The sequence below is a fragment of the Klebsiella africana genome, from assembly GCF_020526085.1.
Lineage (GTDB): Bacteria > Pseudomonadota > Gammaproteobacteria > Enterobacterales > Enterobacteriaceae > Klebsiella > Klebsiella africana.
The window spans coordinates 1,211,935-1,237,250 of the sequence record NZ_CP084874.1; the positions used below are offsets into that span (position 1 = coordinate 1,211,935).

At 56.0% G+C, this 25,316-nt stretch carries 26 protein-coding genes and 1 other annotated feature; of the genes, 14 read left to right on the forward strand and 12 right to left on the reverse strand.

Annotation, left to right across the window (positions count from 1 at the left end):
* Window positions 1-58 precede the first annotated feature (58 nt).
* The 3 genes from bamE to nadK form a co-directional block, all read right to left on the reverse strand.
* Window positions 59-400: an outer membrane protein assembly factor BamE gene (gene bamE / locus LGL98_RS05950; protein WP_002914160.1), complete on the reverse strand. Its 342-nt coding sequence runs from the start codon at window positions 398-400 to the stop codon at window positions 59-61.
* Window positions 401-547: 147 nt separating this feature from the next.
* Entirely contained in the window at window positions 548-2,209 is a 1,662-nt protein-coding gene (recN, locus tag LGL98_RS05955; protein WP_136030496.1) for a DNA repair protein RecN, read from the reverse strand.
* 86 nt (window positions 2,210-2,295) lie between these two features.
* The gene (nadK, locus tag LGL98_RS05960) at window positions 2,296-3,174 is read right to left on the reverse strand and encodes an NAD(+) kinase (RefSeq protein ID WP_136030498.1); all 879 of its coding nucleotides are present in this window, start codon (window positions 3,172-3,174) and stop codon (window positions 2,296-2,298) included.
* Between the two features lie 124 nt (window positions 3,175-3,298).
* On the opposite strand from nadK, the gene grpE reads away from it, so the two are divergent.
* A complete protein-coding gene (grpE, locus tag LGL98_RS05965; protein ID WP_008806096.1) occupies window positions 3,299-3,889 on the forward strand; it encodes a nucleotide exchange factor GrpE in 591 nt (196 codons plus the stop codon).
* Window positions 3,890-4,008: 119 nt separating this feature from the next.
* On the opposite strand, the gene LGL98_RS05970 is transcribed toward grpE, so the two are convergent.
* Both LGL98_RS05970 and LGL98_RS05975 read right to left on the reverse strand, forming a co-directional pair.
* Window positions 4,009-5,295, reverse strand: coding sequence for an HlyC/CorC family transporter (locus LGL98_RS05970; protein ID WP_136030500.1), 1,287 nt, complete (start codon window positions 5,293-5,295; stop codon window positions 4,009-4,011).
* A 19-nt stretch (window positions 5,296-5,314) separates the two neighbouring features.
* Window positions 5,315-6,106 (reverse strand): cytochrome C assembly family protein, encoded by a 792-nt coding sequence (locus LGL98_RS05975; RefSeq protein ID WP_002914153.1) that lies wholly within the window; start codon window positions 6,104-6,106, stop codon window positions 5,315-5,317.
* Between the two features lie 163 nt (window positions 6,107-6,269).
* Here LGL98_RS05975 and ffh point away from each other — a divergent pair, with 163 nt between their 5' ends.
* The 7 genes from ffh (at window position 6,270) to LGL98_RS06010 (ending at window position 11,972) form a co-directional block, all read left to right on the forward strand.
* Window positions 6,270-7,634, forward strand: coding sequence for a signal recognition particle protein (gene ffh, locus LGL98_RS05980; RefSeq protein WP_002914152.1), 1,365 nt, complete (start codon window positions 6,270-6,272; stop codon window positions 7,632-7,634).
* Window positions 7,635-7,965: 331 nt separating this feature from the next.
* Window positions 7,966-8,214: a 30S ribosomal protein S16 gene (rpsP, locus tag LGL98_RS05985; RefSeq protein WP_002914149.1), complete on the forward strand. Its 249-nt coding sequence runs from the start codon at window positions 7,966-7,968 to the stop codon at window positions 8,212-8,214.
* 18 nt (window positions 8,215-8,232) lie between these two features.
* Window positions 8,233-8,781 carry a ribosome maturation factor RimM gene (gene rimM, locus LGL98_RS05990; protein ID WP_004150977.1) on the forward strand — a complete coding sequence of 183 codons (549 nt, stop codon included), beginning with the start codon at window positions 8,233-8,235 and terminating at the stop codon, window positions 8,779-8,781.
* A 31-nt stretch (window positions 8,782-8,812) separates the two neighbouring features.
* A complete protein-coding gene (gene trmD, locus LGL98_RS05995; protein ID WP_023318899.1) occupies window positions 8,813-9,580 on the forward strand; it encodes a tRNA (guanosine(37)-N1)-methyltransferase TrmD in 768 nt (255 codons plus the stop codon).
* Window positions 9,581-9,619: 39 nt separating this feature from the next.
* Window positions 9,620-9,967, forward strand: a complete 348-nt coding sequence (rplS, locus tag LGL98_RS06000; protein ID WP_002914145.1) for a 50S ribosomal protein L19 — start codon at window positions 9,620-9,622, stop codon at window positions 9,965-9,967.
* Between the two features lie 119 nt (window positions 9,968-10,086).
* Window positions 10,087-10,545, forward strand: coding sequence for a DUF2946 domain-containing protein (locus tag LGL98_RS06005; RefSeq protein WP_136030502.1), 459 nt, complete (start codon window positions 10,087-10,089; stop codon window positions 10,543-10,545).
* Window positions 10,546-10,601: 56 nt separating this feature from the next.
* Window positions 10,602-11,972 (forward strand): PepSY-associated TM helix domain-containing protein, encoded by a 1,371-nt coding sequence (locus LGL98_RS06010; protein ID WP_136030504.1) that lies wholly within the window; start codon window positions 10,602-10,604, stop codon window positions 11,970-11,972.
* Window positions 11,973-11,980: 8 nt separating this feature from the next.
* On the opposite strand, the gene LGL98_RS06015 is transcribed toward LGL98_RS06010, so the two are convergent.
* From LGL98_RS06015 to yfiR, 3 genes are read right to left on the reverse strand one after another with little or no spacing between them, the layout of a single operon-like run.
* Window positions 11,981-12,463, reverse strand: a complete 483-nt coding sequence (locus tag LGL98_RS06015) for an OmpA family protein (protein WP_136030506.1) — start codon at window positions 12,461-12,463, stop codon at window positions 11,981-11,983.
* A 13-nt stretch (window positions 12,464-12,476) separates the two neighbouring features.
* The gene (dgcN, locus tag LGL98_RS06020; RefSeq protein ID WP_136030508.1) at window positions 12,477-13,700 is read right to left on the reverse strand and encodes a diguanylate cyclase DgcN/YfiN; all 1,224 of its coding nucleotides are present in this window, start codon (window positions 13,698-13,700) and stop codon (window positions 12,477-12,479) included.
* A complete protein-coding gene (gene yfiR / locus LGL98_RS06025; protein ID WP_136030510.1) occupies window positions 13,693-14,202 on the reverse strand; it encodes a regulatory sequestration protein YfiR in 510 nt (169 codons plus the stop codon). The genes dgcN and yfiR overlap by 8 nt, the downstream gene beginning before the upstream one ends.
* A 342-nt stretch (window positions 14,203-14,544) precedes the next feature.
* Between yfiR and aroF the strand changes: the two genes are divergently transcribed.
* The 3 genes from aroF (at window position 14,545) to LGL98_RS06040 (ending at window position 17,682) form a co-directional block, all read left to right on the forward strand.
* Window positions 14,545-15,615 (forward strand): 3-deoxy-7-phosphoheptulonate synthase AroF, encoded by a 1,071-nt coding sequence (gene aroF / locus LGL98_RS06030; RefSeq protein WP_136030512.1) that lies wholly within the window; start codon window positions 14,545-14,547, stop codon window positions 15,613-15,615.
* 9 nt (window positions 15,616-15,624) lie between these two features.
* Window positions 15,625-16,746 (forward strand): bifunctional chorismate mutase/prephenate dehydrogenase, encoded by a 1,122-nt coding sequence (tyrA, locus tag LGL98_RS06035; protein WP_136030514.1) that lies wholly within the window; start codon window positions 15,625-15,627, stop codon window positions 16,744-16,746.
* 63 nt (window positions 16,747-16,809) lie between these two features.
* Window positions 16,810-17,682 (forward strand): SMP-30/gluconolactonase/LRE family protein, encoded by an 873-nt coding sequence (locus tag LGL98_RS06040; protein WP_136030516.1) that lies wholly within the window; start codon window positions 16,810-16,812, stop codon window positions 17,680-17,682.
* On the opposite strand, the gene pheA is transcribed toward LGL98_RS06040, so the two are convergent.
* From pheA to bamD, 4 genes are all read right to left on the reverse strand, one after another.
* The gene (pheA, locus tag LGL98_RS06045) at window positions 17,679-18,839 is read right to left on the reverse strand and encodes a bifunctional chorismate mutase/prephenate dehydratase (RefSeq protein ID WP_136030518.1); all 1,161 of its coding nucleotides are present in this window, start codon (window positions 18,837-18,839) and stop codon (window positions 17,679-17,681) included. The genes LGL98_RS06040 and pheA overlap by 4 nt on opposite strands.
* 24 nt (window positions 18,840-18,863) lie before the next feature.
* Window positions 18,864-18,988 (reverse strand) — a sequence feature (Phe leader region).
* Window positions 18,940-18,987 carry a pheA operon leader peptide PheL gene (pheL, locus tag LGL98_RS06050; protein WP_100250063.1) on the reverse strand — a complete coding sequence of 16 codons (48 nt, stop codon included), beginning with the start codon at window positions 18,985-18,987 and terminating at the stop codon, window positions 18,940-18,942. (Overlaps the previous feature by 48 nt.)
* Before the next feature lie 105 nt (window positions 18,989-19,093).
* On the reverse strand, window positions 19,094-19,429 hold the full coding sequence (raiA, locus tag LGL98_RS06055) for a ribosome-associated translation inhibitor RaiA (RefSeq protein WP_002914111.1): 336 nt from the start codon (window positions 19,427-19,429) through the stop codon (window positions 19,094-19,096).
* A 271-nt stretch (window positions 19,430-19,700) separates the two neighbouring features.
* Window positions 19,701-20,438: an outer membrane protein assembly factor BamD gene (gene bamD, locus LGL98_RS06060; RefSeq protein WP_117120628.1), complete on the reverse strand. Its 738-nt coding sequence runs from the start codon at window positions 20,436-20,438 to the stop codon at window positions 19,701-19,703.
* A 131-nt stretch (window positions 20,439-20,569) separates the two neighbouring features.
* On the opposite strand from bamD, the gene rluD reads away from it, so the two are divergent.
* The 3 genes from rluD to clpB all read left to right on the forward strand — a co-directional run bounded on the left by rluD (window position 20,570) and on the right by clpB (window position 24,980).
* Window positions 20,570-21,550 (forward strand): 23S rRNA pseudouridine(1911/1915/1917) synthase RluD, encoded by a 981-nt coding sequence (gene rluD, locus LGL98_RS06065; RefSeq protein WP_136030520.1) that lies wholly within the window; start codon window positions 20,570-20,572, stop codon window positions 21,548-21,550.
* Window positions 21,547-22,278 (forward strand): purine nucleoside phosphorylase YfiH, encoded by a 732-nt coding sequence (gene yfiH / locus LGL98_RS06070; RefSeq protein WP_136030522.1) that lies wholly within the window; start codon window positions 21,547-21,549, stop codon window positions 22,276-22,278. Before rluD ends, yfiH begins: the two co-directional genes overlap by 4 nt.
* A gap of 128 nt (window positions 22,279-22,406) precedes the next feature.
* Window positions 22,407-24,980, forward strand: coding sequence for an ATP-dependent chaperone ClpB (gene clpB / locus LGL98_RS06075; RefSeq protein ID WP_136030524.1), 2,574 nt, complete (start codon window positions 22,407-22,409; stop codon window positions 24,978-24,980).
* The last annotated feature ends 336 nt before the right edge of the window (window positions 24,981-25,316 follow it).

Genomic DNA, 25,316 nt, shown 5'->3' on the forward strand with positions numbered 1-25,316 from the left:
AGACCGACTGTTAGCCATAAAAAAAGCGCTCACCGAGCGCTTTTTGCTTTTCCGGGCCTTACTGACTGGTCAGCGCGGGCTTGTTATCAATGTTAGTCAACACACCGCCGCTGTTGAAGGTCAGGGTCAGGGTCTGCTGAGTCACTTTCTGGTGGCCCGGCTCCTGACGGAAGACATAGAACCAGGTATTGGTGCCGAACGGATCCGTCATCATTGGCGTCCCCAGAGCATAAGCAACCTGCTGTTGCGTCATACCGACACGAATTTTTGCTACATCGTTTGGTGCCAGATAGTTACCCTGGTTGATGTCAGGACGGTAAACCACTCGTTCCAGAGTGGAACAGCCTGCGGTCAACATAAGAAGAACCGCTGCGGCAGCAGTCAGCGTTTTACAGCGCATAGTGATTTGATTCCTTTTTGGGCCCGAGCAGTACGTGGCTCATCTGTAATATGCCGATAATAATAGACCTTCGCGCCGTTGGAAACCTCCGGCTGCAGGTCAGCAGGCAATTTGCTGTTCACTATGACCCTGTGAAAATCAAAAAGTTTACGCCGCAAGCAACTCTTTCGCGTTCGCCAGGGTGTTGCGCGTGACTTCGCTGCCGCCCAGCAGACGGGCCAGCTCCTGCAAGCGAGCTCGTTTATCCAGCGGCTGCATATGGGTTTCGGTCATCTCGCCATCGGTCTCTTTGCAGACAAAGAAATGATGGTGGCCGCAGCCCGCAACCTGCGGCAGGTGGGTCACGCACATCACCTGCGTGGACTCGCCCAGCTGGCGCAGCAGCTTGCCGACCACCGCAGCGGTCGGGCCGCTGATGCCGACGTCCACTTCGTCGAAAATCAGCGCTGGGGTTTCCATTTTACGCGCGGTGATCACCTGAATCGCCAGCGCAATGCGCGACAGTTCGCCGCCGGAGGCCACTTTAGCGATCGGCTGCAGCGGCTGACCGGGGTTAGTGGTGACGCGGAACTCAATATGGTCGGCGCCGTCGGCGGTGAGATGGCGTTCATCGAACGCGACCTCAATCGCGAAGACCCCGTGCGGCATCGAAAGTGAGTGCATACTTTCGGTGATAAGCTGGGTCAGCTCGTCGGCGCTGGCCTGGCGCAGGGCATGCAGCTGGCGCGCGGTCTCCAGCGCCAGCTGATGATGTTCGACCACCTGCTGGCTGAGGGATTCCAGCGAGCCGGCGCTGCCGTCCAGCAGGCGCTGCTCTTCCAGCATCGCCTGATAAACCGCCGGCAGCTCTTCCGGCATCACCTGGTGTTTACGCGCCAGCGCGATCTGTCGGGAAATCCGTTGCTCAAGTTCAAACAGACGGTTCGGATCGAGATCCAGACGGTCGTGATAGTGGCGCAACTCGTCGCTGGCCTCGCTGAGCTGAATGGCTGCTTCTTCCAGCATATCCAGCACGCCGGAAAGCTTGCTGTCCATACCCACCAGCTCGCTGACCAGCTGCTTAGCGGTATAAAGCTGGCTCTGCAGATTGGCCTCTTCGCCGTCCGCCAGTACCGTCAGGGCGTGCTGGCAGGTGCTGAGCAGCTGGCCGCTGTTGGCCAGGCGCTTGTACTCTTCGTCAATTTGCTCGAATTCTCCCGGCAGCGGGTTAAATTCGTTCAGCTCTTTAAGCTGATACTGCAGCAGATCGGCGCGGGCGGCGCGCTCCTGGCTCTGCTGCTGATGCTGGGCCAGCTCGCGGCAGCTCTGGTGCCACTGGCGATAGTGCTCGGCCATGCGCTGAGTGAGCACATACTCACCGGTATAGCCGTCGAGCAGCGTTTTTTGGTGTTCGGGTTTGGTCAGCAGCTGGTGGGCATGCTGGCCGTGGATCTGGATCAGCAGCTGGCCCAGCTCGCGCAGCTGCGAGAGCGGGACGGCGGTGCCGTTGATGAAGCCGCGCGAGCGGCCGTCGGCGCTGATCACCCGGCGAAGTAAACACTCACGCCCGCTCTCCAGCTGATTCTCTTCCAGCCAGCGCTGGGCGGCAGGGGTATCTTTTAGCGCGAAGCGCGCGCACAGGTCGGCACGGGTGGCGCCGCGACGCACCATGTCGGCTTCTGCTCTGCCGCCGAGGCACAGCCCCAGCGCGTCGATGGCAATGGATTTCCCGGCGCCGGTTTCCCCGGTGATTGCGGTCATGCCGCTGTGGAAATCAATTTCCAGTTCACGAACGATAGCAAAATTACTGATGGTGAGTTGCGCCAACATAGCTGCCTTCCTGTATGAAAAACCAATACTGTGTTTTCGTACAGTATAGACTGGTTTTTTATCCAGTAAAGAGGCAGCCGTGAAAATCAGAACAATTTTTTCGACCAGCCGAGCTTGGTGCTTAATGTATTGAAATAGCTGTAATCTTTAGGGTGAATCAGATTGAGGTGGTAATCGCAGCGGCGAATGAGAACGTCTTCGCCATCCTGGATCGGCAGGGCAATCTGGCTGTCGCAGCTGATCTCCAGATCGCTGCAGCGATGAGAGAAGCGTAGGCGGATGGTGCTGTCGCCGTTGATCACCAGCGGTCGCGCTGAAAGGGTGTGCGGGAACATCGGCACCAGGGTGATGGCGTCCAGCGACGGCGTAAGGATGGGGCCACCAGCCGACAGCGAATAGGCCGTGGAGCCGGTCGGGGTGGAGATTATCAGGCCATCAGAGCGCTGAGAGAAGGCAAAGACTTCGTCGATATAGACTTCGAACTCAATCATATGCGCCACTTTGCCGGGGTGCAGCACCACTTCGTTGATGGCGGTGCTGATGCGTTTCTGGCAATCTTGCTGGCACACTTGGGCCTCCAGCAGAAAGCGTTTCTCTGCGATGTAGTAGCCTTCCAGCACGTCGGCGAGCTGCTGCAGGGCGTTGTCCGGGTCAAGGTCGGTGAGAAAGCCGAGGTTGCCGCGGTTAATGCCGATGACGTTAATGTCGTAACGGGCCAGGGTCCGCGCCGCGCCGAGCATATTGCCGTCGCCGCCCACCACCACCGCGAGGTCGGCCTGTTGGCCAATCTCTGCCAGCGTGCCGGTTTTCACGTTGCTGAGCTGAAGTTCATGGGCGATCTGCTGTTCAACCAGCACTTCATACCCTTTGCTGCACAGCCAGCGCCAGAGCATTTCATGTGTGGTCAGGGCGGTGGGGTGACGAGGATGTCCCACAATGCCGATACACTTGAAATGGTTCTTCATGATCTGGATGTCCTTGCGTTAAATGAAATAGTGACAATCTGTCCGCTTCCCTTGAAACCCGGAAACTGATCCCCATAATAAGCGAAGTTAGCGAGATGAATGCGAAAAAAACGCGGAGAAATTCATGAGTAGTAAAGAACAGAAAACGCCTGAGGGGCAAGCCCCGGAAGAAATTATCACGGAGCAGCACGACGACGTTGAGGCAGTAGAGCCTGAAGTTTCGGCTGAGCAGGTGGATCCGCGCGATGAAAAAATTGCGAATCTGGAAGCCCAGCTGGCTGAAGCGCAGAAACGTGAACGTGAAGTGATGCTGCGTGCGAAAGCTGACGAAGATAACCTGCGTCGTCGTACCGAGCAGGACATCGAGAAAGCGCACAAATTCGCGCTGGAAAAATTCGTCAATGAACTGCTGCCGGTGATCGACAGCCTGGACCGCGCGCTGGAAGTGGCCGACAAGGCTAACCCGGACCTGGCGCCGATGGTGGAAGGGATCGAACTGACCCTGAAATCCATGCTGGACGTGGTGCGTAAGTTCGGCGTGGAAGTGATCGCCGATACCAACGTTCCGCTGGATCCGAACGTCCACCAGGCTATTGCGATGGTCGAGTCTGAAGACGTGGCGGCGGGCAACGTGCTGGCCGTGATGCAGAAAGGTTATACCCTGAACGGCCGTACTATTCGCGCCGCGATGGTGACGGTAGCGAAAGCGAAATAACGCTTGTTGCCTTGCTCAACGGCTGCCCGCGGGCGGCCGTTTTTTGTGCCATCGCTCCCGGCGCGAGATAAAAAAACGGCGAGCCGCAGCCCACCGTGATGCTTTTTCTTTCGCTTGCGCTACTCCGCGACGCTCTCGCGTAATGATTTCACCGGCATCACTTTCACCTGTTTGATCATGTTGTCCTGCACGTCGAGGATATCAATATCATACTGCTCAATGCGCACGCGGGTGCCCGGGACCGGGATCTCTTCCAGCGCTTCAAGGATGATACCGTTGATGGTGCGCGCCTCATCTTCCGGCAGGTGCCAGTTGAAGGCTTTATTGATCTCGCGAACGTTGGCGCTGCCGTCGATAATCACTGTGCCGTCGTTGAGCGGGGTCACTTCCTCCGCCAGGGTGGGTGACATGGAGGTGGTGAAGTCGCCGACAATCTCTTCAAGAATATCTTCGACGGTGACCAGCCCCTGAATATCACCGTATTCATCGACCACCAGACCGACTTTCTTTTTATTGCGCTGAAACTTCACCAGCTGAGTGCTGAGCGGCGTCCCTTCCGGAACAAAGTAGATCTCATCTGCCGCCCGCAGCATGATCTCTTTTGTGAACTCTTTCTTCTCCGTCATCAGACGGTAGGCTTCGCGAACGCGCAGCATGCTGATGGCATCGTCCAACGAATCGCGATAGAGCACGATGCGGCCGTGCGGGGAGTGGGTCAGCTGGCGGACGATAGATTTCCAGTCGTCATTGATGTCAATGCCGACAATCTCATTGCGCGGCACCATGATGTCGTTAACGCTGACTTTCTCCAGATCCAGGACCGACAGCAGCATATCCTGGTTGCGCCGTGAGATTTGTGAACGGGATTCATTCACAATCGTGCGCAGTTCATCTTTGCTCAAAGCGCTGCTAATGACGGTATCGGTGCGGATGCCCATCATGCGCATCAACATGCGGGTGATGGTATTCAGCAGCCACACCAGCGGCATCATCAGCACCTGCAGGGGCGCCAACAGGAAGCTGCTGGGGTAGGCAACCTTTTCCGGATAGAGGGCGGCGATGGTCTTCGGCAGCACTTCGGCAAATACCAGCACCACAAAGGTAAGTACGCCGGTGGCGATCGCGACGCCGGCGTCACCGTACAGGCGCATGCCGACGATGGTGCCCAGCGCCGAGGCGAGAATGTTGACAAGGTTATTGCCGATCAGCACAAGGCTAATCAGGCGGTCCGGCTTGCGCAGCAGCTTCTCCACGCGCTTGGCGGGGCGGTTGCCTTGTTTCGCCATGTGGCGCAACCGGTAGCGGTTCAGCGTCATCATGCCGGTTTCGGAGCCGGAGAAATAGGCAGAGATAATCACCATGACGATCAGCGTTATGATCAGCGTGGTGGTGGAGATATGTTCCACGTAGGATTCCTTAAAAGACTTAGCTCACGAACTGCTGCAGCACGCGGCTACCAAAATAGGCCAGCGTCAGCAGACCGGCGCCAGCGACGCTGAACCAGACCACACGACGTCCGCGCCACCCTTCATGATAGTGGCCCCACAGCAGAACGATATAGACGAACCACGCAATAATCGACAGCACCGCTTTATCAATGTTTTCGCTGCTGAACAGATTGTGCATATAGAACAGGCCGCTGCACAGCGTCAAAGTCAGCAGCACCACGCCGACCTGGGTGATGTGGAACATTTTGCGCTCAATGCTCATCAGCGGCGGCATTTCGCTGCTGAAGGCCAGCTTTTTATTCTTGAGCTGGTAGTCGATCCACGCCAGCTGCAGCGCATAGAGCGCGGCAATGATCAGCGTGGCGTACGAGAAGAGCGACAGGCCGATATGCACCAGCATACCCGGGGTGGTTTCCAGGTGGGTGATATATTCGTTAGGCACGAAAGTGGCGAAGGCCAGATTGATCAGCGCGAAGGCATAGACGATAGGCAGCAGCAGCCAGCCGCGATTGCGCGAGGCCACGATAGTCATCACCGTACAGATCATCAGACTGACCAGCGACCCGACGTTCAGTAAACTGAGGTTTTGCCCGCTCTCGCCGCCGGGGAATATCCGTGCTTCCAGCGCAAAAGCATGGCAGATCAAGGCGATAGTCGCTGATAAAATCGCCATTCGCCGCCAGCTGCTGTTTTTTTGCAGCAAGCCGGGGATAATCAGCGCGAGGCTGACGGAGTAGGCGACAAGGGCGAGTAGAGCAAAAACAGGCATAGGTGTCGGCTGTTGGCTAAATAAGAAAGAGAAGCAGTATAACGTCAGCAGGCCTCTGCTCCAACCGTTGCAGCACATTCAGATTGATGTCGTGTTATACTCCGCCACATTCGTTTTGTGTGTCGCTGCGGCGACCGACCGTTTCCACCTCAGGCGAGAGACAATGTTTGATAATTTAACCGATCGTTTGTCGCGTACGCTGCGCAACATTAGCGGCCGCGGACGCCTTACAGAAGACAATATTAAAGACACCCTGCGCGAAGTGCGCATGGCGCTGCTGGAAGCGGACGTTGCGCTTCCGGTGGTCCGTGATTTCATCAGCCGCGTCAAAGAGAGCGCGGTCGGCCATGAAGTCAATAAAAGCCTGACTCCGGGTCAGGAGTTCGTCAAAATCGTCCGCAACGAGCTGGTGGCGGCGATGGGCGAAGAGAACCAGACGCTCGACCTGGCCGCGCAGCCGCCGGCCGTGGTGCTAATGGCGGGCCTGCAAGGTGCTGGTAAAACCACCAGCGTCGGTAAGCTGGGGAAATTCCTGCGCGAGAAGCACAAGAAGAAAGTGCTGGTCGTTTCCGCGGACGTTTACCGCCCCGCGGCGATCAAACAGCTGGAAACCCTGGCCGAGCAGGTTGGTGTTGATTTCTTCCCGTCTGACGTCGGCCAGAAGCCGGTTGATATCGTCAATGCGGCGCTGAAAGAAGCGAAACTCAAATTCTACGACGTGCTGCTGGTGGATACCGCCGGTCGTCTGCATGTTGACGAAGCGATGATGGACGAAATCAAGCACGTCCACGCCGCCATTAACCCGGTTGAAACCCTGTTCGTCGTCGATGCGATGACCGGTCAGGATGCGGCGAATACCGCGAAGGCCTTTAACGAAGCGCTGCCGCTGACCGGCGTGGTGCTGACCAAAGTGGACGGCGACGCCCGCGGCGGTGCGGCGCTGTCGATTCGCCATATTACCGGCAAGCCGATTAAATTCCTTGGCGTCGGCGAGAAAACCGAAGCGCTGGAGCCGTTCCATCCGGACCGCGTCGCTTCCCGTATCCTCGGCATGGGCGACGTGCTGTCGCTGATCGAAGATATTGAAAGCAAAGTCGACCGCGCGCAGGCCGAGAAGCTGGCCTCCAAGCTGAAGAAAGGCGACGGTTTCGACCTCACCGACTTCCTTGAGCAACTGCGTCAGATGAAAAACATGGGCGGCATGGCCAGCCTGATGGGCAAGCTGCCGGGCATGGGCCAGATCCCAGACAACGTGAAAGCGCAGATGGACGACAAAGTGTTGGTGCGTATGGAAGCCATCATCAACTCGATGACCCTGAAAGAGCGCGCCAAGCCGGAAATCATCAAAGGTTCACGTAAGCGCCGTATAGCCGCTGGCTGCGGGATGCAGGTGCAGGATGTGAACCGTCTGCTCAAGCAGTTCGACGATATGCAGCGCATGATGAAGAAGATGAAGTCGAAAGGCGGCATGATGAAGATGATGCGCGGGATGAAGGGGATGATGCCGCCTGGCTTCCCTGGGCGCTAAAAACAAGGGTACAAGGCTATCTTGTTTGCCATTTTAGCTCCGGGGTGTGCTCGACAAAACACCAACGTGTTTTGAACGCCCTTCTGGGCGGCCCGGAGGGCGAGCGGAGCGAGTAAATGCTCACGTACTATGTGTACGCTCCGCTTTCTGCGCGCACGCCGGAACTAAACTAGCTGCACCGATATACGCCTTCTATCCCTTGTTTAATGCTCAGTACCAAGATGCTGATTGCATTTTTCCCAGAAATCAGTAAAATTTTCGGGCTTTTAATATGACACCGGGCTCCGTTCCTCGATGGGGCCCGGTTGTTTTATTCACACAAGAGGATGTTATGGTAACTATTCGTTTAGCACGTCACGGCGCTAAAAAGCGTCCGTTCTACCAGGTTGTTGTTACTGACAGCCGTAATGCACGCAACGGTCGCTTCATCGAGCGCGTTGGTTTCTTCAACCCGATCGCTAACGGCGCGGAAGAAGAAACTCGCCTGGATCTGGATCGTATCGCTCACTGGGTTGGCCAGGGCGCTACTGTTTCCGATCGCGTTGCCGCGCTGATCAAAGCCGCTAACAAAGCAGCTTAATCTGTCACGGTGGTCATGATGAGCAAGCAACACACCGCACAAGCACCTGTTGATCCGATCGTATTGGGGAAAATGGGTTCTTCCTACGGTATCCGTGGTTGGCTCAGAGTGTTTTCTTCCACCGAAGACGCCGAAAGCATTTTTGACTATCAGCCCTGGTTAATCCAGAAGGCGGGTCAGTGGCAGGTCGTTGAGCTGGAAAGCTGGCGCCACCACAATCAGGACATCATCATCAAGCTGAAAGGCGTTGACGATCGTGATGCCGCGAATCTACTGACTAATTGCGAAATTATCGTGGATTCATCGCAGTTGCCGGAGCTGGAAGAGGGTGACTACTACTGGAAAGACCTGATGGGCTGCCAGGTAGTTACGACGGAAGGCTATAGCCTCGGTAAAGTCATCGATATGATGGAAACCGGGTCTAATGACGTGCTCGTCATCAAGGCAAACCTGAAAGATGCATTTGGTATCAAGGAGCGGTTGGTTCCGTTCCTCGATGGGCAGGTTATCAAGAAAGTCGATCTCACTACGCGTACTATCGAAGTAGATTGGGATCCTGGTTTTTAAATTCTCCGGATAAACGGTAAAAGACGGCGCTATGTGGATTGGCATAATTAGCCTGTTTCCTGAAATGTTCCGCGCAATTACCGATTACGGGGTAACTGGCCGGGCAGTAAAAAATGGCCTGCTGAGCATCGAAAGCTGGAGTCCTCGTGACTTCACGCATGACCGGCACCGTACCGTGGACGATCGTCCTTACGGCGGCGGACCGGGGATGCTAATGATGGTGCAACCCTTACGGGATGCCATTCATGCAGCAAAAGCCGCGGCAGGTGAAGGCGCGAAGGTGATTTATCTGTCACCTCAGGGACGCAAGCTTGATCAAGCGGGCGTCAGCGAACTGGCAACGAATCAGAAACTGATTCTGGTGTGCGGTCGCTACGAAGGGATAGACGAGCGTGTAATCCAAACCGAGATTGACGAAGAATGGTCAATCGGCGATTACGTTCTCAGCGGTGGTGAGTTACCGGCAATGACGCTGATTGACTCCGTTTCCCGGTTCATTCCGGGGGTACTGGGCCATGAAGCTTCAGCAACGGAAGATTCCTTTGCTGATGGGTTGCTGGATTGCCCGCACTATACCCGTCCTGAAGTGTTAGAAGAGATGGAGGTACCGTCAGTATTGCTGTCGGGAAACCATGCTGAGATACGTCGCTGGCGTCTGAAGCAGTCGCTGGGCCGCACCTGGCTTAGAAGACCTGAACTTCTGGAAAACCTGGCTCTGACTGAAGAGCAAGCAAAGCTGCTGGCGGAGTTCAAAACTGAACACGCGCAACAGCAGCATAAACATGATGGGCAGGCGTGAGCCCCCAATATCAGTTTACCCAGGATAAGAGATTAAATTATGAGCAACATTATTAAGCAACTTGAACAAGAACAGATGAAGCAGGACGTACCTTCCTTCCGTCCGGGTGATACCGTGGAAGTGAAAGTATGGGTTGTTGAAGGTTCCAAAAAACGTCTGCAGGCATTCGAGGGCGTGGTTATCGCTATTCGTAACCGCGGTCTGCATTCTGCATTCACTGTTCGCAAAATTTCCAACGGCGAAGGCGTTGAGCGTGTCTTCCAGACTCACTCTCCGGTAGTTGACAGCATTGCTGTTAAACGTCGTGGTGCTGTACGTAAAGCTAAACTGTACTACCTGCGTGAGCGCACTGGTAAGTCTGCTCGTATCAAAGAGCGTCTTAACTAAGATTCGCTTTCGCGACATCCTGACAAAAAGGGCTGGCCTCAGGGCCGGCCCTTTTTTTATCTTTGTTGTAACCATCGTGATGTAAATCATTTACAATACGCCCTCTATACGGAGGGGCGGTGGTCAGTAACAGTTTTCAGCAAACGACACCTAAACGGCGAGCCGCCTGGCTGGCGCTGTTGGCGATCCTGCTGATCGTGGTGGCCCCCCTGATCTCCATCTCCCTGCAAAAAGACCCTATGAGCGCCATGTCCGGCATGCACCACGCCATGATGATGGACAGCTCGCCAGCGAGTATGGCGCAGATGCCCGGCCACGATATGGCGATGATGCACAGCACTGACGGCGCTACGCATACCGGACACGAACTGCCGCTGGACCATGCCGAAGCGTGTGGTTATTGCGTGCTGTTAGCCCATGTCCCGGGGCTCCTTTTCGCGCTGGCGCTGTTCGTCGCCATGCTCCTGCGGCGTATTCGCCTGCCGGTTTCTCGCCCGGTATTAAAGCACTGGCACTACTTTCCCTGGCTCTACCCCGAAACCCGCGCCCCGCCGCGGCTGTCTGCTTTTTCCCTTTAATAAAAATCAATCTGCGCACCGCGCAACGACCTCTTTTGCTTTAAAAAAGGAAAAGTATGACAACCTGCACCTCGCGCGCGGCATGGCTGAACCTGCTGCGTCGCCTCCATTTCTATATCGGGCTGTTTATCGGACCGTTTATCTTTGTCGCTGCCCTGACCGGCACGCTGTACGTGGCGACGCCGCAGCTGGAAAACTGGCTCTATCACGACGCGCTGCATGGCCTATCCGATGGGATCCCGCAGCCGCTCAGCGCCCAGATCGCGGTGGCGGAAGAAGCGACCCAGGGTAATCTGCGGCTGCTGGCGGTGCGTCCGGCGCCTGCATTGGGCGAGACCACGCGCATTATGTTTGCCGATCCGAGTCTCGGGGAGTCGGAATCCCGGGCCATTTTTGTCGATCCGATCGCGCTGCGGGTGAAGGGCGATATGACGGTCTACGGCACCAGCGGCATCCTGCCGCTGCGCCAGTGGATTGATTATGCGCATCGCTCTTTGCTGTTGGGCGACATCGGGAGGCTCTACAGCGAACTGGCTGCCTCATGGATGTGGGTGGCTGCGCTGGGGGGCATTGCCCTGTGGGCGATGACGCGTCCAAAACGGCGGCTGAATAACGCCCTGCAGAACCATCGTCGGCTGCACGTGATGCTGGGCTGGGGGTTACTGGTGGGTATGCTGCTCTTCTCCGCCACCGGCCTGACCTGGTCGCAATGGGCCGGCGGTAATGTGGATAAAATGCGGGCAGCGTTCGGCTGGCTAACGCCGCAGGTCAATACCCAGCTGCAGGGCGCGATGCCGATGACGCACGATCCCCACGCCGGGCATCATATGGATACGATGATCATGGCTCAGCATCGGCCAACGCTGCAGCCGGCCCAGTTTGACCAGGCGCTGGCGGTAGCCCGTCAGGCGGGGCTGAACGCCAGCCGGCTGGAGATCCGTCCGCCAGTGTCTGACGACCGCGCCTGGACGGTGGGTGAGATCGACCGCCGCTGGCCGACGCAGGTCGACACGGTGGCGATCGATGGCGCTACGATGCAGGTGGTGGATCGCACCCGTTTTGCCGACTTTCCGCTGATGGCGAAGCTCACCCGCTGGGGCGTCGATTTCCATATGGGGATCCTCTTTGGTCTGGCGAATCAGCTGCTGCTGGTGGGGTTTGGTTGTGCGCTGTGCGTTACCATCGGAGTGGGATACCGGCTATGGTGGATCCGCCGTCCGCCTCAGGCCGTGTGGGATCCGGCGCATTCGCTGCTGCAGGCGTGGTTATCACTGGCCTGGCCTGCTCGTGGGCTGGTGCTGGGTCTGGCGTTAGCCCTGGGTCTGGCCATGCCGCTGATGGGGACCAGCCTGGTGCTGTTCATTGCCGTTGACTATCTGCGCTGGCGTACGGCAACGGCAATGAAGATGGCGAAGTCTAGCGATTAAGCGGACGTCTACGGCGTGCTGATCACCACTGTCACTCGGCGGTTTTCAGCGCGTCCGGCCGCCGTGTCGTTGCTGGCGATCGGGTATTTTTTGCCAAGGCCGCGGGTGACTAAATTACTGCGCGGGATATGGGCGCCTTGCGCCCAGGCATCGGCCACATTGTTGGCGCGCTTAAGCGACAGGGCTTCGTTGTAGCTATCCTCACCATAATTATCGGTGTGGCCTTCGAGGCGGCTATGGGTGATCCCGGTCGCCGCCAGCCGTGAGGCCATTGTGGTGATCTGCTGGCGGCTGTCGGGACGTAGTCGGTAGTCATTCTTGTCAAACAGGATGCTATCGGATAAGCCCAGGGACCAATCGCCATTGCTTTCAGTGAAGCCGTAAGACTTCATCGCCGCGACCTGTTCCGGGGTAAATTTTCCCTGAGGGGCCTGGCAACCGGTCAAAAGCGCCACCGTTATCAGGGCGGGCGCGAAACATTTTCTGAGCATAATGAGTCCTTTATTATTTCAGCATCTGCTGTATACGTTGGTTTTTCATCCGATACATATTTTGATCGGCAAGTTCTTGCAGTGATTCCGCGGTGGCATGCTCCCACGCCAGCGCGTAGCCGACGCTCAGCGAGAGCGTAGCGGTGTGGCCATTGTGCAGATTGAATGGCGGAAGAAACAGCTGCGACAGCGACTGGCACAGCGCCTGCACTTCCGCTTCTGAGCGCACCTCGCGCAGCAGAACGGCAAACTCATCGCCGCCAAGACGCCAGGCCAGATGGCGTTTGCCAGCGAAGGCCATCAGGCGGCTGGCGACCTCCGTCAGCACTTTATCGCCTGCCGCGTGGCCCCAGTTGTCATTGATCAGCTTGAAGTTATCGCCATCGAGAAACAGTAACGCCGAGGTTTGGTGACCCACCTCGTTCTTCATCAGTTCGGCGAGCGCGTTGCGAAAGGCGGCACGGTTAGCCAGGCCGGTCAGCGGGTCGTGTAGCGAGCTGCGCAAAAGCTGCGCATTTTTGGCCTGCAGCTGACGCTGCCAGTCCTCCATCTCCCCCAGCAGACTATTAAAGTCCTGGGCAAAAAGATGGAACTCCTCAATACGTTCCTCAGGCACCCGACGTGAGAAGTGACGGTTTTCGCGAATATCATGCACAACTTCGGTGATGCTCTGCAGTGCGGCAACGATCCCCCGGTGTAGGGAGTGGGTCAGCAGCAGGGCGATAAACGAGGCGAGCAGGATGCTGCCGGTCAGGACCAGAATCGAGATGCCGAGAAAGTGGCTGATCAGCTTATCGAGAGCCGTTAGCTGCAGTTCGCCAATTTTTTTCCCCTGATGCCAGATGGGCTGCACCGTGGGCTCCGGGAACAGCCATTTACTGACAAGGCCGCTAACTTGCTCTTTATTCGCCAGCGGTTCATGGCGCCAGGCAGCAAAGGGCTGCTTCTGGCTGTTGAGCACAATAGCCTGGGAAATCTGCCCTTGTTTCCCTAGCGAGGCGAGGGTTTCCTCTGCTGCCGCACTGTCGCCAAATACCAGAGCCGCTTCGAGGCTGCGGCCCAGGGTGGCGGCAGTAAGCTCAAGGTTTTTCTGCGCGTACTGTTTGAGCGTAAAAATAGAGGCCGTGCTCAACAACAGCCAGACCAGCGTCATGGAGATCACCACGCTTATCACGCTAATGCGACGGAGCGCGCGTTTAAATGTCGGGCGCGGAGTCTGTGAAAAGTCCTTATTCATGTGGTTTCTTCCGGGCAAGCATCAGGACGTCCGGGTTGACCCGGACGCCACTGTGCGTCAGAACGTCCAGATTAACGGAGAAGCGGACCCTGTCATCGTTGATGATCAGGCAAAACGCGCTACCAGTTGAGCATTCCGTATTTTGTTCTGCGATAAGTAACAGCGGCTTCGGGCCATAACGGCGGGTTAATTCCGCCTGTTGGGTCGGTGATTCGCTGCCAAAATAAAAACCATCGCAGGTCGTTTTTAACGCTTCTTCACTATTACGTACTATCACCGGTTGATAGGGCAAGGCATCAGGATCTTCATGCGCCAGGCTATGAGTGAAGCGTGATGAGGCAAAAATGCACAGCTTCGGCGCCCCTGTTAATGACGGCCAACGGGTGTAGGTCACGATCCCGGAAACGATAGCGCGAACATGTTCTGATGGTCCGGCAGCAAAAACAGGAGATACCGCGATGAGAAAAAATACAGTCAATAAAAGACGGTGTAATACTGTCATTCACGCTTCCGTCAAATTCGCCATAGCGCGGAAAAAGCCGCTGCCGATGCCCGGCGCAGAATACCACTGATAGCAAAACCCGTCATTAGATGCGCCCTTTGCTTTGGGACAAATCTTACCAGGATTTTTCGTAATACCGATGGCGTGAGTGCGCAAGTTTGGCGTGTTTTTTCTAACTGTAAATAATTATATACATATTCCGTCGCAAAAAGTGGCAATGAATTCGCAAGTGTAAAGTAAAATTTACGTAATATGGATTGAATTCTTTACTTTGTGTGGTATCGTTACGTCATGCCCGCTGAGGCAACCCTTATCGCAAACGAGCTACACAGGATCGCAATCATGCAAAAAGACGCGCTGAATAACGTACATATTACCGACGAACATGTGTTAATGACCCCGGAGCAACTGAAGGCGGAATTCCCGCTGAGCGTTGAACAGGAAGCGCAGATTGCGCACGCCCGTGAGACCATCTCCGATATCATCGCCGGTCGCGATCCGCGCCTGCTGGTGGTTTGTGGCCCTTGCTCGATTCACGATCCGGAAGCTGCGATTGAATATGCTCGTCGATTTAAAGCTCTTGCCGCAGAGGTCAGCGATAGCCTCTATCTGGTAATGCGCGTCTACTTTGAAAAACCCCGTACCACCGTCGGCTGGAAGGGGCTGATTAACGATCCGCACATGGATGGTTCGTTCGATGTTGAAGGCGGCCTGAAGATTGCGCGTCGTCTGCTGGTCGAGCTCGTCAATATGGGACTGCCGCTGGCGACGGAAGCGCTGGATCCGAACAGCCCGCAATACCTTGGCGATCTGTTCAGCTGGTCTGCCATCGGCGCACGTACCACAGAATCCCAAACGCACCGCGAAATGGCCTCTGGCCTGTCGATGCCGGTTGGCTTTAAAAACGGTACCGACGGTAGCCTGGCGACGGCCATCAACGCCATGCGCGCCGCGGCGATGCCGCACCGTTTCGTCGGCATCAACCAGGCCGGGCAGGTCTGCCTGCTGCAAACGCAGGGTAATCCGAACGGCCATGTGATCCTCCGCGGCGGCAAGGCGCCGAACTATGGTCCGGAAGATGTGGCGAAATGCGAAAAAGAAATGGCGCAGGCGGGACTGAAACCATCGCTGATGGTAGATTGCAGTCATGGGAACTCCAATAAAGATTTCCGCCGCCAGCCGGCCGTGGCTGAATCCGTAGTCGCGCAGATCAAAGACGGCAATCGTTCCATTATCGGCCTGATGATCGAGAGTAATATCCACGAAGGCAATCAGTCCTCTGAACAGCCGCGTGAGGCGATGAAATACGGCGTTTCGGTGACTGATGCGTGCATCAGCTGGGAAACCACCGATGCGCTGCTGCGTGAACTGGATAAGGATCTCCGCGGCCACCTGGCGGCCCGTTTGGTGTAAGAGGAAAGTATGGTTGCTGAACTGACCGCGTTACGCGATCAAATTGATGAAGTGGATAAAGCGTTGCTTAGCCTGCTGGCTAAGCGTCTGGAACTGGTGGCCGAAGTCGGCGAGGTAAAGAGCCAGTATGGCCTGCCGATTTACGTCCCGGAACGCGAGGCGGCGATGCTTGCCTCCCGGCGTGAAGAGGCGGCAGCGCTCGGCGTACCGCCGGATCTGATCGAGGATGTTCTGCGTCGCGTAATGCGGGAATCCTATTCCAGCGAAAACGACAAAGGCTTCAAAACCCTGCAGCCGAATCTGCGGCCGGTGGTGATCGTCGGCGGCGGCGGGCAGATGGGACGTCTGTTTGAGAAGATGTTAATGCTGTCCGGCTACCAGGTGCGTATTCTGGAAAAAGACGATTGGGCGCGGGCGGCGGAAATCGTCGCCGATGCCGGCATGGTCATCGTCAGCGTACCGATTCACACCACCGTGGAGACGATTGGCAGGCTGCCGCCCCTGCCGGCGGATTGCATCCTGGTCGATCTCGCCTCGGTGAAAGCGGAGCCGCTGCAGGCGATGCTGGCGGCGCATCAGGGCCCGGTTCTTGGCCTGCATCCGATGTTTGGTCCGGACAGCGGCAGCCTGGCGAAACAGGTGGTGGTCTATTGCGATGGCCGGCAGCCGGAGGCCTATCAGTGGTTTCTCGAACAAATTCAGGTCTGGGGAGCGCGGCTGCATCGCATCAGCGCCGTAGAGCACGACCAGAATATGGCCTTCATTCAGGCGCTGCGCCACTTTGCCACCTTTGCCTATGGGCTGCACCTGGCGGAAGAGAATGTGCGTCTTGAGCAACTGCTGGCGCTTTCGTCACCTATTTACCGTCTGGAACTGGCGATGGTAGGCCGTCTGTTTGCCCAGGATCCGCAGCTATACGCCGACATTATTATGTCATCGGAAAACAACCTGGCGCTGATTAAGCGCTATTACCAGCGTTTTGGCGAAGCGATTGGCCTGCTGGAGCAGGGCGATAAGCAGGCGTTTATCGACAGCTTCCGTAAAGTTGAACACTGGTTTGGCGATTACGCCCAGCGTTTCCAGAGCGAGAGCCGCACGCTACTGCGTCAGGCGAATGATAATCGGCAGTAAAGCGAAAAAAGGTGTATACAATAAAGCCAGCGACCGCTGGCTTTTTTTATAGGGATGACAACGATGGCTGAACCAAAACCGCTGTTTGACTACACCGGATATCTGCCGGAATGCCCGACCTGGAGCGAGGCTGAGCAGGCCCTCTACTGGGCCGATATCATGGAGTGTGAAATCCACCGCTACGATACCCGCAGCGGCGAACACCAGGTGCTGCAGTTTCCAGAGGAGGTCGGCTGTTTTGCCCTGCGTGAGAAGGGCGGATTTATCGTTGCATTACGCAGCGGCATCTGGCTGACCGACGCCCACGGCCTGCTGCGGCGGAAAGTCTGTGATAATCCGAGCAACCCGGAGCTGGCGCGGTTTAACGATGGTGGGACCGATCGCGAGGGGCGTTTTTATGCCGGCACCTTCTGGGGACCGGGGGATTACAACGGCGCGCTGCTGATGCGAGTCGATAATGACCTGAAGCCGAAAGTGATCCAGTGTGATATCCATGGCGCCAACGGTCTGGCGTTTAGCGCCGACCAGCGCTGGATGTATACCTCTGATACGCCGAACGCCGTGATCTACCGTACGCCGCTGGATGACCAGGGTGAGCCTGGCCGACGCGAGGTGTTTCGCCGTTTCCAGCCGGGCGAAGGGATCCCTGACGGGGCGGCAATCGACGTGGAGGGCTGTTACTGGAGCGCCATGTTTGACGGCTGGCGGATTGCTCGTTTCTCGCCGCAGGGAGAGGAGCTGGAGACTTACCCGATGCCGGTTCGTTGTCCGACAATGGTCTGCTTCGGTGGGGCGGATATGAAAACGCTCTATATCACCACCACCCGGGAAAATATGGAGACCGATGAGCTGGCGAAGTATCCGCTGTCAGGCGCCATCTTCACCCTGCCGGTGGCGGTGGCAGGGATGAAGAAATTACCGTTCCGCGAACGTTAAACCGGATCCACCGGCACTACGTTTTCGCTGGGGTAGCAACCGAGGACCTTCATGGAGCGGGTGATTTCCGCCAGCTCCTTTAATGCTTTGCGCATGGCCAGCGAGTCCAGGTTGGCCTGAATATCGAGATAAAACATCTCTTCCCACGGATTGCCGTGAATGGGGCGAGATTCCAGTTTGGTCATGATCAGATTGTGGTTGCGCAGCACCAGCAGGGCTTCTACCAGGGCGCCCGCCTGCTGACCGGTCGCCATTAACAGCGTGGTCTTGGCCGGAACCTGATCGGAGACGTTCACCGCTTTGCGCGCCAGGACGAGGAAGCGCGTGATGTTCTGCGTCTGGTTGGCCTGGCAGTGCTCCAGCACCTGCAGGCTATACAGGGCGCCACCCGCTTCGCTGCCCAGGGCCGCAACGGCCGGGGAGTTCGCCTGCGCCACTTTTTCCATTGCCGCCGAGGTGCTCTCGGTATATTCAATCTTCCAGTGCGGGTAGCGGCTCAGATACTGGCTGCACTGCTGGAACGGCTGCGGATGGCTGTAGACGGTCTGAATTGTATCGGCATCCGTCGAGGTGCTGACCAGCACGCAATGATCGATAGGGATCGTCAGCTCGCCAACGATCGACAGGCTGGTGTGCTGCAGAAGATCGTAGACGTCGTTGATCCCGCCGGAGCTAGTGTTTTCAATCGGCACCACCGCGTAATCGGCCTGGCCGGTCTCCACCTGATTAAAAATATCGGCGAACTTCGCGCAGCCGCTTTCAATAAACTGTTCAAAGTGGCGAGCGGCGTACTGACGCGCCGCCAGATGCGAGTAAGAGCCTTTGGGGCCGAGGAACGCCACGCGAGCTGAATGTGGGTTAATTTTATTCAGATGCTGCTGCAGCAGGGTTTGCTGGGTCAGAACAGAGTCTTCGATAATCAGCTGGAACAGGCGGGTGATGTAATGAGCGTCAAGATTATGGCGTTTGCCGAGGGTCATCAGACGCTCCAGCAGATCGCGTTCGCGGTCAATGTCACGCACCGGGCGATGGGAGGCCAGTTTGGCTTTACCAACCTCAACAGCCAGCCCGCGACGCTCCGCCAGCAGAGCAAGCAGTTTCTCATCCAGGGCGCTTATCTTATCGCGCAGCGCCAGTAATGGGTTTTCCTCGGTCATAGATGTTGCCTTTGTTGTTATCAAATAAAAAAGGCCTCCCGGGTGGGAGGCCTTATTGTTCGTCTTCGCATTCTTTCTTATACGACGAATTGCCTCCCGGTCAGGGGAAGGTAAAAAAGAATGCGAAGAAGAACGGGACAAGTTTCATGGTAAATTCCTTTAGGTAGTGGGGATTACAGTACCTGTACTGTTTTCACTCTGTCAATAAAAAACGCGCCCGAAGGCGCGTGGCATGACACAACTTAAGTTAAGGATTACTCTTCTTCTTCCACAAAGCCTGCCTCTTTCACCGACGTTGCGGCGCGGCGGGCTTCCCCTTTGTGTTGCACTTTATTGAGCTGCCGTTCCAGCTTGTTGATCAATTCGTTAATGGCGGCGTACATATCTTCATGACGCGCACTGGCAACCAGATGGCCGTTTGGCGTGTTGATGGTTGCATCAGCAATAAAACCCTGCGGCTCCTTAGACAGAATGATATGCGGGTTGATTAAATGAGTTTGCCACTTATCCAGTTTGGCGAGACGGTCTGCGACATGCTGGCGAATTGCCGGAGTAATTTCCATTTGTTTACTGGTAATGTTCATTGTCATAAATTTTACCTCTTGTCTTTCCCGTCTTGGTGAATCCAGCATACCTTTCCCAATGTCAAAATGTGTGATCTAAATCACATTTTATTGTCACTTTTTGTCAACGAATTCATTTTGTGAGACAGGGCAGGAAGAAGTGAGATTTTACTTGTCGAACCTTGTAAAGCAGGCCATATTTGATGAGTTAACCAGGCGCTAAACCGCTTCAGCTAGCCAGAATAAAGTATAAAAAAACGGCAGCCAGTGGCTGCCGTTTGCGATCTATGAGTCAGGCTCAGGTGTTCTTGCTGTTCGCGGCGATAATCTTCGCGACTTTGTCCGCCTGAGCATTCATTTGCATCTGGCGATAGGCGTTTTCCATCTTCGGCAGAGCATCGCGGGTGGCCTGAGTATCCGGATAATTACGCATCATACCATCCACGCGGTTCACCACGGCCACCCATGCGCCACGATCGGTGTAGTAATCCACCACCGACAGCTCATACTTCGCCAGGCGATCTTTCAGGAACACCATGCGCTTGTAGGCGTCAGTGGCATACTGGCTGTTCGGGTAACCACGTACCAGTTTGGAGAAGTCATTGAAGGCATCACGCGCGTGCTGCGGATCGCGATCGGAACGATCCACGCCGAAGAACCCCTGCAGGGCGCTGTCGTCCAGAGCCATGTTGGTCAGGCCGCGCATATAGATGACGTAATCGATGTTCGGATGGGTAGGATTCAAGCGCATGAAGCGATCGATAGCCGCCTGAGCCAGCGGAAGATCGGCGTTTTTGTAATACGCATAAATCAGATCCAGCTGTACCTGTTGGGAATAAGGGCCGAATGGATAACGGTTATCCAACGCTTCCAGTTGCGTTATCGCCTGTTTCCAGTTACCGTCCTGCAGTTTTTGCTGGGCGGTCGCGTAGATTTCATTCGGCGGATTATCAGGCACCTCTTCCTTAGAGCCGGAGCAACCCACCAAAGCCAGGCTCAGTGTGGCGGCTGCCACCAGGTATTTCATGCGCGTCATGACGTTTTGACTTCCTCAAAATGTTTATGCGGGAGAATCTCTGTTCCTGCTCCCGATTAAGACCAGCTACAATAGCACACTATATTAAACGGCAAAGCCGTAAAACCCAACGTTAAACGAAGAAGCTGTATATGGCACAACGAGTACAACTCACCGCAACGGTGACCGAAAATCAACTCGGTCAACGCTTAGATCAGGCTTTGGCCGAATTGTTCCCTGATTATTCGCGATCGCGGATAAAAGAATGGATCCTCGACCAACGCGTATTAGTCAATGGCACCATTGGCGATAAACCGAAAGAAAAAGTGCTGGGGGGAGAGCACATCGCTATCGATGTGGAAATCGAAGAAGAGGCGCGCTTCCAGCCGCAGGATATTCCGCTCAATATCGTTTACGAAGATGATGACATCATCGTGATCAACAAACCGCGCGATCTGGTTGTGCATCCTGGCGCGGGCAACCCTGACGGTACTGTGCTGAATGCGCTGCTGCACTACTATCCGCCTATCGCCGATGTGCCGCGTGCGGGTATTGTCCATCGTCTGGATAAAGACACCACAGGCCTGATGGTGGTGGCGAAAACCATTCCGGCGCAAACCCGTCTGGTGGAGTCGCTGCAGCTGCGCGAGATCACCCGTGAATACGAAGCGGTAGCGATCGGTCATATGACCGCCGGCGGTACGGTGGAAGAGCCGATCAGCCGTCACCCGACCAAGCGTACGCATATGGCGGTTCACCCCATGGGCAAACCGGCGGTGACCCATTACCGCATTATGGAACATTTCCGCATCCATACCCGTCTGCGTCTGCGTCTGGAAACCGGTCGTACGCATCAGATCCGCGTGCATATGTCGCATATCACCCATCCGCTGGTGGGTGACCAGGTGTATGGCGGCCGGCCGCGTCCGCCAAAGGGCGCGTCGGAGGAGTTCATCACCGCGCTGCGTAAATTCGACCGCCAGGCGCTGCACGCCACCATGCTGCGTCTGTACCACCCGATTACCGGTATTGAAATGGAGTGGCATGCGCCCATTCCACAGGATATGGTCGAGCTTATCGAGGCGATGCGCGCCGATTTTGAAGCCCATAAGGACGATATTGACTGGTTATGACGAAACTGATTGTACCGCAGTGGCCAATGCCCGCCAGCGTGGCGGCCTGTAGCTCTACCCGCGATGGCGGCGTAAGTTTGCCGCCCTATGATTCGCTCAACCTGGGCGCCCATTGCGGAGACAATCTGCAGCATGTCGAAGAAAACCGGCGGCGGATGTTTGCCGCCGGCGGCTTGCCGTCTTATCCGGTTTGGCTGGAGCAGGTTCATGGCACCGACGTGCTCACGCTGGACGGCGGACCCTATCCATCGAAACGTGCAGATGCTTCTTATAGTTGTACGCCAGGGACCGTCTGCGCGGTGATGACCGCCGACTGCCTGCCAGTCCTGTTCTGTAATCGTGCCGGTACGGAAGTCGCTGCGGCGCATGCGGGATGGCGCGGCTTATGCGAAGGGGTTCTGGAAGAGACGGTCGCCCGTTTCGCCGATAAAGCCGAAAACATTATGGCGTGGCTGGGGCCCGCCATCGGTCCGCAGGCCTTTGAGGTGGGGCCTGAAGTTCGCGACGCGTTTATGGCGAAGGATGAGAATGCGCATCAGGCTTTTCGTCCAGCAGGCGAGAAATATTTTGCTGATATCTACCAACTGGCTCGGCAGCGTCTGGCAAACGTCGGGGTTGAGCAGATTTTCGGCGGCGATCGCTGCACGCTAAGCGAAAAGAATGATTTTTTCTCTTACCGTCGCGACAAGACCACCGGTCGTATGGCAAGTTTCATTTGGCTGATATAACCTAGAGAATCAAGACGATCCAGAAGGCAAACTTATTTTTCGCATAGTTCAGGTCTTTAACCTTGAATAATTGAGGGATGACCTCATTTAATCTCCAGTAGCAAATTTGACCTGTTATGGGAGGAGTTATGCGTCTGGATCGTCTTACCAATAAATTCCAGCTTGCTCTTGCCGATGCCCAGTCGCTTGCACTCGGGCACGACAACCAATTCATCGAACCTCTTCATTTAATGAGCGCCTTGCTGAATCAGGAAGGGGGATCGGTACGTCCTTTATTAACCTCGGCGGGTGTGAATGCCGGGAAACTGCGCACTGACATCGAACAGGCATTAAGCCGTTTACCGCAGGTGGAAGGCACCGGCGGCGATGTGCAACCTTCTCAGGATTTGGTGCGGATCCTGAACCTTTGCGACAAGCTGGCGCAAAAGAAAAAGGACAACTTTATTTCGTCGGAACTGTTCGTTCTGGCGGCGCTTGAATCACGCGGTACGCTGACCGACCTTTTAAAATCCGCCGGAGCAACAACCGCCAATGTGACTCAGGCGATTGAACAAATGCGCGGAGGTGAAAGCGTGAACGATCAGGGTGCCGAAGACCAACGTCAGGCATTGAAGAAATTTACCGTCGATCTGACCGAGCGAGCCGAGCAGGGCAAGCTGGACCCGGTGATCGGCCGTGATGAAGAGATTCGCCGTACCATCCAGGTACTGCAGCGTCGTACCAAAAACAACCCGGTGCTGATTGGTGAACCCGGGGTAGGTAAAACGGCAATCGTCGAAGGACTGGCGCAGCGTATCGTCAACGGCGAAGTACCTGAAGGGCTGAAAGGCCGTCGGGTGCTAGCGCTGGATATGGGGGCGCTGGTGGCCGGGGCGAAATACCGTGGTGAGTTTGAAGAGCGTCTGAAAGGCGTGCTGACCGACCTGTCAAAACAGGAAGGCAACGTCATTCTGTTTATCGACGAACTGCATACCATGGTCGGCGCGGGTAAAGCCGACGGTGCGATGGACGCGGGTAACATGCTGAAGCCGGCGCTGGCGCGTGGTGAACTGCACTGCGTCGGGGCGACGACGCTTGATGAATACCGTCAGTACATCGAAAAAGACGCCGCGCTGGAACGTCGCTTCCAGAAAGTGTTTGTCGCCGAGCCATCGGTGGAAGATACCATCGCTATCCTGCGTGGTCTGAAAGAACGTTACGAGCTGCACCACCACGTGCAGATCACTGACCCGGCGATTGTCGCGGCGGCAACCTTGTCGCATCGCTATATTGCCGACCGTCAGCTGCCGGATAAAGCCATCGACCTTATCGATGAGGCTGCGTCCAGCATCCGTATGCAGATTGACTCCAAACCGGAAGAGCTGGACCGTCTCGATCGGCGTATTATCCAGCTGAAACTGGAGCAGCAGGCGCTGAAGAAAGAGTCTGATGAAGCGAGCCTGAAACGTCTCGATATGCTCAACGAAGAGCTGGCGGATAAAGAACGTCAGTACTCGGTACTGGAAGAAGAGTGGAAAGCGGAAAAAGCCTCTCTCTCCGGCACCCAGACTATTAAAGCCGAGCTGGAACAAGCGAAAATCGCTATCGAACAGGCGCGTCGCGTCGGCGATCTGGCGCGGATGTCCGAGCTGCAGTACGGCAAAATTCCGGAACTGGAGAAACAGCTGGCGGCGGCCACTCAGTCCGAAGGAAAAACCATGCGTCTGCTGCGTAATAAAGTGACGGATGCTGAAATCGCCGAAGTGTTGGCTCGCTGGACCGGTATCCCGGTCTCCCGGATGATGGAAAGCGAGCGTGACAAGCTGCTGCGTATGGAGCAGGAACTGCATCATCGGGTGATTGGCCAGGATGAGGCGGTTGAAGCGGTATCCAACGCCATTCGCCGTAGCCGCGCTGGGCTATCCGATCCGAACCGGCCGATTGGTTCGTTCCTGTTCCTCGGTCCGACCGGGGTGGGTAAAACAGAGCTGTGTAAAACGCTGGCTAACTTTATGTTCGACAGCGACGACGCGATGGTGCGTATCGACATGTCCGAGTTTATGGAGAAACACTCTGTCTCGCGTCTGGTCGGTGCGCCTCCGGGATACGTCGGCTATGAAGAGGGCGGTTACCTGACCGAGGCGGTGCGTCGTCGTCCTTATTCCGTCATTCTGCTGGATGAAGTGGAAAAAGCGCACCCGGATGTGTTCAACATTCTGCTGCAGGTACTCGACGACGGGCGTCTGACCGACGGACAGGGGAGAACGGTCGACTTCCGTAATACGGTGGTCATCATGACCTCGAACCTCGGTTCCGATCTGATTCAGGAACGGTTCGGCGAACTGGACTACGGTCATATGAAGGACCTGGTGCTGGGGGTAGTCAGCCAGAACTTCCGTCCGGAGTTTATTAACCGTATCGACGAAGTGGTGGTCTTCCATCCGCTGGGCGAGAAACATATTGCTTCTATTGCCCAGATCCAGCTGCAGCGTCTGTATAAACGCCTGGAAGAGCGCGGGTATGAAGTGCGGATGTCCGATGAGGCGCTGAAGTTGCTGAGCGCCAATGGTTACGATCCGGTATACGGCGCGCGGCCATTGAAACGCGCAATTCAGCAGCAGATAGAGAACCCGTTAGCCCAGCAGATCCTTTCCGGTGAGCTGGTTCCGGGGAAAACCGTCGAGCTGGTGGTGAAAGACAACCGTATCGTGGCAGTGCAGTAAATCACAAAACGACAAAAACGGGCCCAGCGGGCTCGTTTTTGTTTAAAAACCAGGCAAGAATTAAAGCCCAGCGCTTGATTTGGTTGAGAAGTGAGCAGTTGAATTCTTTTTTTGAATTTATCCTTGTCACTTCAGAATTACTCCCTATAATGCGCCTCCACTGACACGGAACAACGGCAAACAAGCCGCCGGGTCAGCAGGATTCAACGGCGAAAAGCAATGTTGAACGCCGACAGAGAAAAGCAAAATAAAGGCTTGACTCTGAAAGAGGAAAGCGTAATATACGCCACCTCGCGACAGAGCGCTAAAGCGCGTCGCAACTGCTCTTTAACAATT

Bases quoted from the DNA above. Each gene is read 5' to 3' on its own strand.
- bamE (WP_002914160.1), bottom strand. From the start codon at position 400: ATGCGCTGTAAAACGCTGACTGCTGCCGCAGCGGTTCTTCTTATGTTG.
- recN (WP_136030496.1), bottom strand. From the start codon at position 2,209: ATGTTGGCGCAACTCACCATCAGTAATTTTGCTATCGTTCGTGAACTG.
- nadK (WP_136030498.1), bottom strand. From the start codon at position 3,174: ATGAAGAACCATTTCAAGTGTATCGGCATTGTGGGACATCCTCGTCAC.
- grpE (WP_008806096.1), top strand. From the start codon at position 3,299: ATGAGTAGTAAAGAACAGAAAACGCCTGAGGGGCAAGCCCCGGAAGAA.
- LGL98_RS05975 (WP_002914153.1), bottom strand. From the start codon at position 6,106: ATGCCTGTTTTTGCTCTACTCGCCCTTGTCGCCTACTCCGTCAGCCTC.
- ffh (WP_002914152.1), top strand. From the start codon at position 6,270: ATGTTTGATAATTTAACCGATCGTTTGTCGCGTACGCTGCGCAACATT.
- rpsP (WP_002914149.1), top strand. From the start codon at position 7,966: ATGGTAACTATTCGTTTAGCACGTCACGGCGCTAAAAAGCGTCCGTTC.
- rimM (WP_004150977.1), top strand. From the start codon at position 8,233: ATGAGCAAGCAACACACCGCACAAGCACCTGTTGATCCGATCGTATTG.
- trmD (WP_023318899.1), top strand. From the start codon at position 8,813: ATGTGGATTGGCATAATTAGCCTGTTTCCTGAAATGTTCCGCGCAATT.
- rplS (WP_002914145.1), top strand. From the start codon at position 9,620: ATGAGCAACATTATTAAGCAACTTGAACAAGAACAGATGAAGCAGGAC.
- LGL98_RS06010 (WP_136030504.1), top strand. From the start codon at position 10,602: ATGACAACCTGCACCTCGCGCGCGGCATGGCTGAACCTGCTGCGTCGC.
- LGL98_RS06015 (WP_136030506.1), bottom strand. From the start codon at position 12,463: ATGCTCAGAAAATGTTTCGCGCCCGCCCTGATAACGGTGGCGCTTTTG.
- dgcN (WP_136030508.1), bottom strand. From the start codon at position 13,700: ATGAATAAGGACTTTTCACAGACTCCGCGCCCGACATTTAAACGCGCG.
- yfiR (WP_136030510.1), bottom strand. From the start codon at position 14,202: ATGACAGTATTACACCGTCTTTTATTGACTGTATTTTTTCTCATCGCG.
- aroF (WP_136030512.1), top strand. From the start codon at position 14,545: ATGCAAAAAGACGCGCTGAATAACGTACATATTACCGACGAACATGTG.
- tyrA (WP_136030514.1), top strand. From the start codon at position 15,625: ATGGTTGCTGAACTGACCGCGTTACGCGATCAAATTGATGAAGTGGAT.
- LGL98_RS06040 (WP_136030516.1), top strand. From the start codon at position 16,810: ATGGCTGAACCAAAACCGCTGTTTGACTACACCGGATATCTGCCGGAA.
- pheA (WP_136030518.1), bottom strand. From the start codon at position 18,839: ATGACCGAGGAAAACCCATTACTGGCGCTGCGCGATAAGATAAGCGCC.
- raiA (WP_002914111.1), bottom strand. From the start codon at position 19,429: ATGACAATGAACATTACCAGTAAACAAATGGAAATTACTCCGGCAATT.
- bamD (WP_117120628.1), bottom strand. From the start codon at position 20,438: ATGACGCGCATGAAATACCTGGTGGCAGCCGCCACACTGAGCCTGGCT.
- rluD (WP_136030520.1), top strand. From the start codon at position 20,570: ATGGCACAACGAGTACAACTCACCGCAACGGTGACCGAAAATCAACTC.
- yfiH (WP_136030522.1), top strand. From the start codon at position 21,547: ATGACGAAACTGATTGTACCGCAGTGGCCAATGCCCGCCAGCGTGGCG.
- clpB (WP_136030524.1), top strand. From the start codon at position 22,407: ATGCGTCTGGATCGTCTTACCAATAAATTCCAGCTTGCTCTTGCCGAT.